The organism is Aerosticca soli, assembly GCF_003967035.1.
Classification (GTDB): domain Bacteria; phylum Pseudomonadota; class Gammaproteobacteria; order Xanthomonadales; family Rhodanobacteraceae; genus Aerosticca; species Aerosticca soli.
Genome location: NZ_AP018560.1, coordinates 395,156 through 406,169, shown reverse-complemented (window position 1 = coordinate 406,169; position 11,014 = coordinate 395,156). Strand labels below are relative to the sequence as shown.

The window sequence follows — 11,014 nt, the reverse complement described above, 5'->3', positions numbered from 1 at the left end:
GCGCCGATCAGCCATCGCCAGACTCGCCATCACCGTGCCGCCTCACCCCGCCGTGCCGCCCGACGGCGCCTGGCGCAGCAGCCGCCGCTCGCGGCGCAGCCGCAGCCAGTCGGAGAACCGCTCCATGTAGAGGTAGATCACCGGCGTGGTGTACAGCGTCACCAGCTGCGAGAGCAGCAGGCCGCCGACGATCGACACCCCGAGCGGCCGGCGCAGCTCCGCGCCGATACCGTTGCCGAGCGCGAGCGGCAGCGCGCCGAGCATCGCCGCGGCGGTGGTCATCATGATCGGGCGGAAGCGCAGCAGGCAGGCGCGGCGGATCGCCTGCTGCGCGCTCAAGCCCTGGCGCTGCGCCTCGATGGCGAAGTCGATCATCATGATCGCGTTCTTCTTGACGATGCCGATCAGCAGCACGATGCCGACGATGCCGTCCACCGACAGGCTCATGCCGCACAGGATCAGCGCCAGCAGCGCGCCGACGCCGGCCGGTGGCAGCGTCGAGATGATCGTCAGCGGGTGGATGTAGCTCTCGTACAGCACGCCGAGCACGATGTAGATCACCACGATCGCGGCGAGCAGTAGCAGCACCTCGTTGCTGAGCGAGGCGGAAAACTCCGCCGCCTTGCCGACGAACTCGCCGCGCAGCTGCGGCGGGAAGACCATCTGCCGCTCCACCTCGTGGATCGCCGCCACCGCCTGCGACAGCGAGTGGCCGGGCGCGAGATTGAACGAGAGGGTGACCGCCGGCAGCTGGTTCTGGTGGCTGATCACCAGCGGCGCGCGGGTGTAGACCGCCTCGGCCAGCGCGGCCATCGGAATGCTGCCGCCGGAACCGAGCTGCAGCCCGGTGTTGGCCTGGCCGATGCCGGTGGTGGTCGCCGAGTTGCTCGACACCAGCTGGCCGAAGGTGGTGGCGTTGCTGCCGGTGAGCGCACCCGAGCCGTTGCCGCGCACGGTGAGCTTGTTCAAAAGATCGGGGCCGTTCCTGAACTTGGGTGCCACCTCCAGCACCACGCGGTACTGGTTGAGCTGGGTGAAGATGGTCGAGATCTGGCGCTGACCGAAGGCGTCATAGAGGGTGTCGTCGATGGTCTGCATCGGCACGCCCAGGCGGCTGGCCTTGTCGCGGTCGACGGTGAGCTTGAGCGCGTTGCCGGCGTCGGCGAGGTTGTTGTCGACGTCGGCCAGCTCCGGCAGCCGGCGCAGCGCCTGGGTCATGCGCGTGGCATAGCCGGCAAGCTCGGCGGAATCGACCTCCGAGAGCGTGTACTGGTACTCGGTCGAGGCGACCCGCGTGTCCAGCGTCACGTCCTGCACGGGCTTGAGATACAGCGCCACGCCCGGCAGCCCCGCCACCGCGCGCTGCAGGCGCGCCAGCACCTCGTCCAGGCCCTCGCGCTGGCCGCGGTCCTTGAGCACGATGGACAGCTGGCCCTGGTTGAGCGTGGGATTGATGGTGCCGGCGCCGATGAACGCGGCCACGCCGGCCACCGCCGGATCGCGGCGCAGCACCTCGGCCACGGTCTGCGTGTGCCGCTCCATCTGCGGAAAGGCGACGTTCTGGTCGGCCTGCACCACGCCGGTGATGAGGCCGGTGTCCTGCTCGGGCAACAGGCCCTTGGGAATCACCACGTACAGCACCACGGTGACCGCCACGGTGGCCGCGGCGACCAGCAGCATGGTGCGCGGATGCGCGAGCACGCGGTCCAGTGAGCGCTCGTACAGCGCCACCGTGCGCATCCACAGCGTGCGCTGGCCGGCGGCGGCCTGCCGCTCGTGCGCGTCCTCGGCCTCCGGCAAGGCGTCGGGCTTGAGCAGGTAGGCGCACATCATCGGCGTCAGCGTCAGCGACACCAGCATGGAGATCGCCACCGCGATGGTCAGCACCCAGGCGAACTCGTGGAACAGCCGGCCGGTGACGCCGGGCATCAAGAGCAGCGGCAGGAACACCGCGATCAGCGAGATGGTGAGCGAGAGCACGGTGAAGCCGATTTCCTTCGCCCCGACCTCGGCCGCTTCCTTGCCGTCCCTGCCCTGCTCGATGTAGCGCACGATGTTCTCGATCATCACGATCGCATCGTCCACCACGAAGCCGGTGGCCACGGTCAGCGCCATCAGCGAGAGGTTGTCCAGCGACATGCCGGCGAAAGCCATCACGCCGAAGGTGCCCAGCAGCGACAGCGGCACCGCCACCGAGGGAATCACCGTCGCCCACAGCCGGCGCAGGAACACGAAGATCACCGCCACCACCAGACCGATGGTGAGCAGCAGGGTGAACTGCACGTCCTTGACCGAGGCGCGGATGGTCACCGTGCGGTCGGCGAACACGTCGAGCTTGACGTTCGCCGGCAGCACGCCGCGCAGCTCGGGCAGGATCGCGCGGATGCGCTGCACCGTCTCGACGATGTTGGCGCCGGGCTGACGGCGCACGTCCAACAGCACCGCCGGCTTGCCGTTGGCCCAGGCGGCGAGCTGGTCGTTCTCCACCCCGTCGACCACCGCGGCCACGTCCGACAGCCGCACCGGCGCGTCGTTCTTGTAGCTGATGATGGTGTCCTTGTAGGCGGCGGCGTCGGCGAGCTGGTCGTTGGTGCCGATCGAATAGCTCTGCACGGCGCCGTTCAACGTGCCCTTGGGCGCGTTGACGTTGGCCATGGTGAGCGCGCTGCGCACGTCCTCCAGGGTGAGGCCGAGGTTGGACAGCTGCGCCGGGTTGACCTGGATGCGCACCGCCGGACGCACGTTGCCGGCGATCGACACCAGCCCCACGCCCTGCACCTGGGCGAGCTTCTGCGCCAGGATCGAGTCGGCAAGGTTGTTGACGTCGCGCAGCGCCACCGTGTCGGAGGTGAGCATCAGCGTGAGAATTGGCGCATCGGCCGGATTGACCCGGTTGTAGACCGGCGGATAAGGCAGGCTGGAGGGCAGGATGGCCTGCTTGATCGCCGCCTGCACGTCCTGCGCGGCGATGTCGATGTCGCGGTCCATGTTGAACTGCAGGATGATCGTCGACAGCCCCGCCGACGAGTCCGAGCTCATGATCGCAAGGCCCGAGATCTGGCCGAACTGGCGTTCCAGCGGCGTGGTCACCAGCGCCGCCATGGTGCTCGCGCTCGCGCCGGGATATTGCGTGGTGACGACCAGACTGGGCGCGTCGATCTCCGGCAGCGCGGACACCGGCAGCTGGCGGTAACCCAGCACGCCGAGCAAGAGCACCGCCACCATCAGCAGCGAGGTGGCGATCGGCCGGCGGATGAAAAGGGTGGAAAAGCCCATGGAATCGTCAGCCGCCAGCCGTCAGCCGTGCCCGCGCGCGCCGCGCCGGCCCTGGCCCTTGTCCTTGGCGGCATCCACCGGCGCCTGCGGCACCTCGCCGGGCTTGAGCGCCTTGACCTTGCTGCCCGGTTTCAACCGGAACTGGCCCTCGGTGACCACCCGGTCGCCCGCGGCCAGCCCGGTGGACACCATCACGTGGCTTTCGTCCACCTCGGCCGCCACCGTCACCGGCTGCGTCTTGACCGTGCTATCGGCCTGCACCTGGTACACGTAATCGCCGTCCGGCCCGCGCTGCACCGCCTGCGCCGGGATCACCAGCCCGCCCTTCACCGTGCGCACCTTGAGCCGCACGTTGACGAACTGCCCCGGCCACAACGCGTTGTCGGCATTGGGAAACTCCGACTTCAGCTTGAACGTGCCGGTGCTGCTGTCGATCTGGTTGTCGATCACCTTGAGCACGCCGCCGCCGGCGATCACGTGCGCGTCGGTGCGGTCCACCGCCTGTACCTCGAGCGGCGTGCCGCCGCGGAAGGCGTCGCGCACCTCGGCGAGGTTCTGCTCGGGCAGTTTGAAGATCACGTTGATCGGACGCAGCTGGGTCAGCGTGACCAGGGTGGTGCTGGTGTTGACCAGGTTGCCCGGATCGACGTTGCGGATGCCGGCCACGCCGTCGATCGGCGAGAGCACGCGGGTGTAGCCGAGCTGCACCTGCGCATCGCGGATCGCCGCCGCATCGGCCGCCACCGTGCCCTCGAGCTGGCTCACGGTGTTGCGCAGATTGTCCAGATCCTGCTTGGAGATGTAGCCCTGCGGCGCCAGGTTGCGGCTGCGCGCGTAATTGCCGCGCGCGGTGGCGAGCTGGGCCTCGTCGCGGGCCTTGTTGGCCACCGCCTGGTCATAGGCGGCCTGGAACGTGCGCGGATCGATCTGCGCGATCAGCTCGCCGGCCTTCACCTCCTGGCCCTCGACGAAGAACAGCTTGAGCAGCTGGCCGCTCACCTGCGGCGTCACCGACACCGTATTGAGCGCCTGCACCGTGCCCAGCGCGGTGAGGTAGATCGGCACGTCCTGGCGCTGCACCGGTTCCACCGTCACCGGCACCGGCGTCGCATCGGCCCCGGCCCCTTCCTGGGCCGTGCCGGCGCCCGGCTTCGCCCCGGGCCGGTGCAGCAGGCGTGCGCCGAGCGCCAGCACGACGAGCACCGCGATGACGATCAGCGCGATCTTCCAAAAACGCGACATTGGGTCGAGACTCCGCAGAAGGAGGGCTTGGGACGTCCGCCGAGGCCAGGCTGCCGTGAACGCCGAAGAACCCAAGCATAAGGACAACGGAACGTCATTGGACAATGCCGGTTGACAGGGGTCGAGCATGACCGATGGCAGGGGCGAGGGCTGAAACTCGCCGCCGGCTTTCGTCTATAATCGGGCGCTTGCCGCCTTGGCCGCCAGCTGACAGGCCATGCCCGCGGGCCATCCACCGACCTTCCAGGGAGTACGCGCGTGAGCGGTTCCATGAGCCCATCCGACCAGGGTTTCCTGCGCCAGTTTTCGCTGCTGATCGGCGGACTGGTGGTGCTGACCATCGTGCTGATCTTCGCCGGCTACACCATCTACAGCCACCAGCCGAAGGAAACCGACCACGCCTCCAGCCGTCAGGTCGCCATGCGCATCGCCCCCGATGGCGCGGTGTATGCCGGCGACACCGGCCGGGCCGCCATGCAGGCCGCGCAGGAAGCCGCCGCCAAGGCCGCCGCCTCGCAGGTCGCCTACGGCGGCACCACCGACGGCAAGACCATCTACGACAACCTGTGCCACAGCTGCCACACCGCCGGCGTGGCCGGCGCGCCCAAGCTGGGCGACAAGGCCGCCTGGGCGCCGCGCATCGCGCAGGGCATCGACACCCTGGTCAAGCATGCCATCGAGGGCTACCACGGCCCCGACGGCAACTTCATGCCGCCCAAGGGCGGCAACCCGGCCCTGACCGACGAGCAGGTGAAGAACGCCGTGCAGTGGATCGTCGACCAGGCCAAGTAAGCCGGCTCACGCGCCATCCTTCGAGACCCACGAAAAAGCCGCGCACCGCGCGGCTTTTTCGTGGATGCGCCACGATGCTTCCTTTCATAGTTTGAACACCTTCATCACCTCATCCCCCAGGTGGTTGATCACCTTCACCGCGATGCGGCCGCTCTTGGGCTTGGGGAAGGGCCGCGAGGTGTCGCTGTTGAGCGTGGTGTCGGCGATGCGGAAGTTCATGTCCTAAACAGAACTAGCTCGGTAGTGGCCACAAGCTGCAGGGCTTTTTCCTTCTGCTGCGCCTTTTCGAGCTGCTTGTCGTTTTCGAACCAAGGCCAGCCACGGATCAGCGCGTGGCGTGCGGGCGGCTCATCGGCATCCACGCCAAGGCCAGCATCACGGACCGCGCCACACTTGATAATCGCCGCCCCGTGGAGCGCGCGGTTGCCGGCCGCAGCCAACCCGAGCTGGTACAGGGTTTCGATGGGTTCACTACCGTGTCGCGAGACGGACGTGGCCCGATCCTTCGGGCTCGGCAGGAAAGCTCCGGGTTTCACGGTGCGGCCGGAATAATGGCCGCTTTGAGTCAAAAAGCGCGCCAGGTCCTCGGTGGCATCGACCGTTTCAGGCAGCCCGGACGGCAGTTCTGTCGGCATCGATCACATCGGTCAGCTGCGAAAGCAACACTGTCGGAATCGAATCCACGAAGCGGACCACTCCGTGCCCTCGGTCGGAACCTTTTATCCACGCATAAGCCAATCTGCCCGATTCGTCCACGCTGATCGAGAACGCGCGGGTTCGGGATGGCATCCAATCCAACGAAATCGCCCCGTCGGGATCGATGGCTACCTGCGGCAGCGGCAGGCTGTGTGGCAGAGCGCGAACGAAGCGCGAAGCACTTCGGACCGCAGCGGTGGTCGCGGGGTGCTGATCTTCGTCAGTTATCACATCATGCAGGGCCGCGCGCAGCTGCGCCTGGAATTCGACCTCCCGGCCGGACAACGACAGCGCGCGTTCGTTGCCACGGGCAACGTCGCCCAGCAAACGCTGCACCAAGGTGGCTGCCTCGGACACCGCACTGCCCTGTACCAGAGCTGGCGGAACGACGTAGTCCACAGCGGGTGCGGCGGTCATTGAAACAAATCCAAACATGGCTGTTTCACCGTCTTGAAAAAAATCATGTTCTTTAGGTCACGCAAGGATTCCAGAACACTGTACATGGCGCTCCAGTCCGCAGGCTCCCATTCTCCACTTGCCGATACTGCATTGTCGAAAATAACCGGCAGCTTATCATCTTCGGGTGGCTGCGCCGCGAACGTGACCGCCACCTGATGCCCCGTAACAGCATCCACGGCGAAATATTGATTGATGAAGCCAGACAGCGTCAGACGAGCCTCGTCGGGCAGTGTCGGCTGCGAACCCAAATACACGTGGAGGTCCACCCGGCCTCCGACCAGTGGCAAGAGAATGCGGTTGATGTAGCGAAGTCGCAGGGTTCGAACCGATATGGGCGCGGCAAGCTCCCGATAAAGATTCCAGACCCTCTCGATCTCCGGAAGGTAGGTTTCGAAACCGTCGTAGGGTGCAAGCCGGTTGAACGAAAAACCGGCTTGCCGTATTTGGACCAGTTGCTTGCCATCGGCTTGGCGAAACATCCAGGCCTCCAATGACTGTCGCAGTGACGAGTTCAACATGCCGTCCTGGTCAGAACCGACCTGCATTTCCTGCAGGTAACGCGGCACGACATCGGAGTATCGATCGGCAAAGGCCTCCCGGGCCGGCTGCTCCAGCAGCTTGAGCGTTTTGTCGGGCGGCACGTCGCAATCGAAATCGAGCACGGCCTCGACGATAGGCGGCTTGGCGAGTTTCGGCCAGGCATCGGTCATTGCATGTCTCCTGACACCCTAAACACCTTCATCACCTCATCCCCCAGGTGGTTGATCACCTTCACCGCGATGCGGCCGCTCTTGGGCTTGGGGAAGGGCCGCGAGGTGTCGCTGTTCAGCGTGGCCCAGGCGTCGGCATCGATCTCGGCCTTGAGCGTGGTCTTGAGCGCCTTGTAGGGGTCGCCCGCGCCCAGGAAGTAGGCGTGGCGCACGAAGAAGCTCTCTTGGTTGTAGTCGGTGTCGATGAACCAGCAGGCGATGCCCTCCGCCCCGTCACTGCGCACTTCGCCGGTTGAGGGATCGAACACGTCGACGCCGTTCACGCGCACCTGGAGCTGGCCGTCGGCGGCTTCGATCAGGGTGATGTCCGGCTCGCCGAAGATCACGAACAGGTTGCCCTTGCCGGTGTTCTTGAGGTCTTCGGCCATGTGCAGGTCGGCGTTCATGCGGGCTTTCAGCACCGGCACGCGGCCGAGCTTGCTGAACTCGCCGGCGTGGGCGTCGAAGCTGAACGCGCAGGCGATCAGCACGTCGAAGCCAGCGTCGGCGGCCTCGCGCGCGGCCTCCACCAGATCGGGCCGCGACACGGTGCCGAACTCGGGGCCGATGAAGATCGCCGCGCGGCGCTCGGTCTCGCCTTCCAGATACCGCCCCTCGGCGCAGACCAGGTCGCCCGGCCAGGGGTTGAGCGCGGTGAAGTCGATCTTGTCCTGCTTGTGCGCCTGCTGCACGCCGGCGGTGCGCAGGTTCTCCAGGATGATGGACACGAAATCGCGCACCTGGCCGTAGCTGCCGCCCGGTTCGGCGATCTGCTTGGCCGGGTCGATCAGCTCGTCGTTTTCGTCCACGCCCAGCACGCGGTGCGGCGAGAGGCTCTCCACCGTGAACGGCCCGGCCACGCGCACGCGTTTTTTGTCCTCATACGGCCGGTCGTAGAGGTATTCGAACTCCGCCTTGGCGGCGATGGATGCGTCGATCTCCTGTTGGCGAGCGATACGCAGGCGCCAGAACTCGGCCAGCAGTGTTTTGGCCGCATCCAGCCAATCGGCCGGCGCCTCGCGCGGGATTTCCCATTCCTGGATCGTGTCGGGCACCGGCGCGGTGTATTTCTGTTGCTGGCGGTAGCGGGCCAGCCAGCCGACCGGCAGTGCCGCGCTGAGCCGCTCGCGCAGTGGCTTAAGCTCGGCCTCGAAGCGCTCCCAGATGACGTCGATCTCGGCGTTGTTGGCGATGGATTTGAGCGTGATGTGCGGCACGCGCTCGTAGACGAAACCCTGGCGGATGCTGCCGTGGGTGGGCCGCGTGGAGGGCGCGGCGCGGGTGACCTCGGCCTCCTTGCGCTGGCCTTCCGGGCTGTCGGCCAGCAGGTAGTACGGATAGCGCGCGCCCATGATGCGGGCGCGGGCCAAGGCGAGGGCCACGCGCGAGGTGTCGAGCGTGATCCAGCGCCGGCCCCATTGCTCGGCGACATAGGCGGTGGTACCGGAACCGCAGGTCGGGTCGAGGACGAGGTCGCCGGGGTCGGTGGCCATCAGAATGCAGCGTTCGATCACCTTCGGATTTGTTTGCACGACATACAGCTTGTCCGAAGAGAAGCCTGCCGTGACTGTATCGTCCCAAGAGTTATTCAAGGGATACACCGGAAAGTCGTCAACATAACGAACGTAGCGCAGCGTCTGACCTGCAAGCTCTAACCGCTGTGATTGGCCAAGCCTCACCATTCCAGCCACGGTCGTCTTCCAGCCGCTTTTCCCAACTGGAATAACTTTCCCTCGAAATGGGACATCAAAAAATTGCGGTCCTCCCGAACTCTGACTCGTCAAGTTGTCAACGCAGTAAAGCCTCGCACCAACAGGAATGCGCTCACGTTCTTCTTCTGTAGCCGTTCTGCGGTCAGACGCATCGAAGAAGTCAAGCTTGTTGTACGCCGCTGCGCCCCCACCCAAATCTTTTTTGGGGCGATAAGGCTGCCGATACTTGATTGCCGCCCCATTCTTGGCGTACCAAAGTATGAAGTTGTTGACGGACGCCAGGGTTTCAGTACCCCCAGTTGGAGAACCGGCCCCACCCGTGGTCTTGAAGTTGATCTGGCTGACGAAATTTGTATCGCCAAACACTTCATCCAGAACAGCACGAACACGGTGGACGTTTTCTTCGCCGATCTGCACGAAGATCGAGCCGGATTCGGTGAGCAGGTCGCGCGCCACGGTGAGCCGGTCGCGCAGATACGTGAGGTAGGAGTGGATGCCATCGCGCCAGGTGTCGCGAAAGGCCTTCACCTGTTCCGGCTCGCGGGTGATGTGCTCCGCGTTGCCGTCCTTGACATCGCGGCTGGTGGTGGACCACTGGAAGTTGCTGTTGAATTTGATGCCGTAGGGCGGATCGAAATAGATGCACTGCACCTGCCCGCGCAGGCCCTCGCGCTCGGCGAGGCTGGCCATCACCTGCAGGCTGTCGCCCAGGATCATGCGGTTCGACCAGTGGGCGTCGTGCTGGTAGAAGTCGGTGCGCTCGGCGCCCTCGGGCAGGCCGTTGAAGTCGGCGAACAGGTCCGCCACCGCGCCCGCCTGCTGCGCCGCGCCGGCCTCGGTCTGGCGGCGCAGGTCGTCGATCAGCGCCTTGGGGTGGATCTTTTCCTGGATGTAGACCGGCGGGGCGTGGACCACGAGGTCGGACCAGTCCTGCACGTCCTTGCCGCGCCAGACGAGCTGCGGGTCGAGGTCTTTGTTGCGGCGCTCGTAGGCGACCTGGATCGGCGTCTTGGTCTGCGCGTCCACCACCGACTGGTATTCGGCGGTGGGGATGTTCTTGCGCGTGGCGTCGGTGTGGGTGAAGGCGGCGATGGTCTTGTCGGATTTCTGTTGGGCCACGCGGCAGCTTCCTTGTCGTGGGTCAGCGAGGGCTCAGGCGCTTTTGGATGCGGCCTGGATGACGGCTGTGTCCGGCCAGCAGATCGCCGCGCGCGGCGGCGAGAATGCGGATGGCCTTCACCGGATGCTCTGTTCGATTTGTCGTCGCGCGGTTTCCCAGTCCTCGAAGGTGTCCTCGCCACGGGCGATGGCTGCCTCGCGCGCGACGAGTTCCTGCGCATGCCAATCCGGCGATGGCATCTCTTGCAGCGGCAGGGTGATGTTCATGCGGGTGTCTCCTCGAAGGGGTTGAGCAAGGGCGCGCCGGTGGCGGCGAAGTCGCGCAAATTGCGCGTCACCAGCGTCAGCCCGCAGGTGAGCGCAGTGGCGGCGATCTGCTTGTCGAGCGCGTTCTCGGGCTGGGGCACGCGCAGCCGGCCCCACACCTGGGCCTCCTCGGCACCGAACTCCAGGATCTGATCGGCGTAGTCGTCCAGCAGCACTTGCAGCCAGCTTTCCAGCGCTTCGGCCTGCGGCAGGTCGCCGCGGTGGCGAATCAGCTCGACGCCGCGGCGCAGCTCGCCCAGCGTGATGACACTGATGTAGGTCGGGGCGTCTTCGCTCGCGACGCGCTCGACGAAGCCGATGACACCAGCGTTGGCGCGCGCACCCTTGCGCAGCTCGCTGACGACGTTGGTGTCGAGCAGATACATCAGTCGAAGACCTTCGCTGCGGGCTGCCCATCCTGCCGTGCGAAGTCCTCGTCGCGGCCGACGTCCGGCATCTGGCGCAACACTTCGAGGAAGGATTTGCGGCGCGGTCGCAGCAGCACCTGTTCCAGAATGCGGCGGTGCTCGGCCTCGGCGCTGATGCCGTGGCGGCTCGCGCGCTGTTTCAGCGCGTTGGCGATGGCATCGTCGACATTGCGCACGATCAGATTGGCCATGGCGGTCTCCGGTTGCGAACGGCTCGTTGATGATAGCAATGATA

At 65.9% G+C, this 11,014-nt stretch carries 11 protein-coding genes; 1 reads left to right on the top strand and 10 read right to left on the bottom strand.

Features of this window, described 5'->3' with window-relative positions; translation table 11 throughout:
- Nucleotides 1–42 precede the first annotated feature (42 nt).
- Both ALSL_RS01730 and ALSL_RS01725 read right to left on the bottom strand, forming a co-directional pair.
- Nucleotides 43–3,276 (bottom strand): efflux RND transporter permease subunit, encoded by a 3,234-nt coding sequence (locus tag ALSL_RS01730; RefSeq protein WP_126536072.1) that lies wholly within the window; start codon nucleotides 3,274–3,276, stop codon nucleotides 43–45.
- A gap of 21 nt (nucleotides 3,277–3,297) precedes the next feature.
- Complete coding sequence (locus ALSL_RS01725) at nucleotides 3,298–4,518, bottom strand: efflux RND transporter periplasmic adaptor subunit (protein WP_126536070.1); 1,221 nt, start codon at nucleotides 4,516–4,518, stop codon at nucleotides 3,298–3,300.
- Between the two features lie 270 nt (nucleotides 4,519–4,788).
- Between ALSL_RS01725 and ALSL_RS01720 the strand changes: the two genes are divergently transcribed.
- On the top strand, nucleotides 4,789–5,310 hold the full coding sequence (locus ALSL_RS01720) for a c-type cytochrome (protein ID WP_126536068.1): 522 nt from the start codon (nucleotides 4,789–4,791) through the stop codon (nucleotides 5,308–5,310).
- 84 nt (nucleotides 5,311–5,394) lie between these two features.
- On the opposite strand, the gene ALSL_RS13805 is transcribed toward ALSL_RS01720, so the two are convergent.
- The 8 genes from ALSL_RS13805 to ALSL_RS01685 form a co-directional block, all read right to left on the bottom strand.
- On the bottom strand, nucleotides 5,395–5,529 hold the full coding sequence (locus tag ALSL_RS13805) for a hypothetical protein (protein ID WP_269433081.1): 135 nt from the start codon (nucleotides 5,527–5,529) through the stop codon (nucleotides 5,395–5,397).
- Nucleotides 5,526–5,945, bottom strand: coding sequence for a hypothetical protein (locus ALSL_RS01715; protein WP_126536066.1), 420 nt, complete (start codon nucleotides 5,943–5,945; stop codon nucleotides 5,526–5,528). The genes ALSL_RS13805 and ALSL_RS01715 overlap by 4 nt, the downstream gene beginning before the upstream one ends.
- A complete protein-coding gene (locus ALSL_RS01710) occupies nucleotides 5,914–6,423 on the bottom strand; it encodes a hypothetical protein (RefSeq protein ID WP_126536064.1) in 510 nt (169 codons plus the stop codon). Before ALSL_RS01710 ends, ALSL_RS01715 begins: the two co-directional genes overlap by 32 nt.
- On the bottom strand, nucleotides 6,420–7,175 hold the full coding sequence (locus tag ALSL_RS01705) for a TIGR04255 family protein (protein WP_126536062.1): 756 nt from the start codon (nucleotides 7,173–7,175) through the stop codon (nucleotides 6,420–6,422). Before ALSL_RS01705 ends, ALSL_RS01710 begins: the two co-directional genes overlap by 4 nt.
- Nucleotides 7,172–9,952 carry a site-specific DNA-methyltransferase gene (locus ALSL_RS01700; RefSeq protein ID WP_231700266.1) on the bottom strand — a complete coding sequence of 927 codons (2,781 nt, stop codon included), beginning with the start codon at nucleotides 9,950–9,952 and terminating at the stop codon, nucleotides 7,172–7,174. The genes ALSL_RS01705 and ALSL_RS01700 overlap by 4 nt, the downstream gene beginning before the upstream one ends.
- A 210-nt stretch (nucleotides 9,953–10,162) precedes the next feature.
- Nucleotides 10,163–10,312 carry an addiction module protein gene (locus ALSL_RS01695; protein WP_126536058.1) on the bottom strand — a complete coding sequence of 50 codons (150 nt, stop codon included), beginning with the start codon at nucleotides 10,310–10,312 and terminating at the stop codon, nucleotides 10,163–10,165.
- A complete protein-coding gene (locus ALSL_RS01690) occupies nucleotides 10,309–10,737 on the bottom strand; it encodes a type II toxin-antitoxin system VapC family toxin (RefSeq protein WP_126536056.1) in 429 nt (142 codons plus the stop codon). The genes ALSL_RS01695 and ALSL_RS01690 overlap by 4 nt, the downstream gene beginning before the upstream one ends.
- Nucleotides 10,737–10,970, bottom strand: coding sequence for a FitA-like ribbon-helix-helix domain-containing protein (locus ALSL_RS01685; protein WP_126536054.1), 234 nt, complete (start codon nucleotides 10,968–10,970; stop codon nucleotides 10,737–10,739). Before ALSL_RS01685 ends, ALSL_RS01690 begins: the two co-directional genes overlap by 1 nt.
- Between the last annotated feature and the right edge of the window lie 44 nt (nucleotides 10,971–11,014).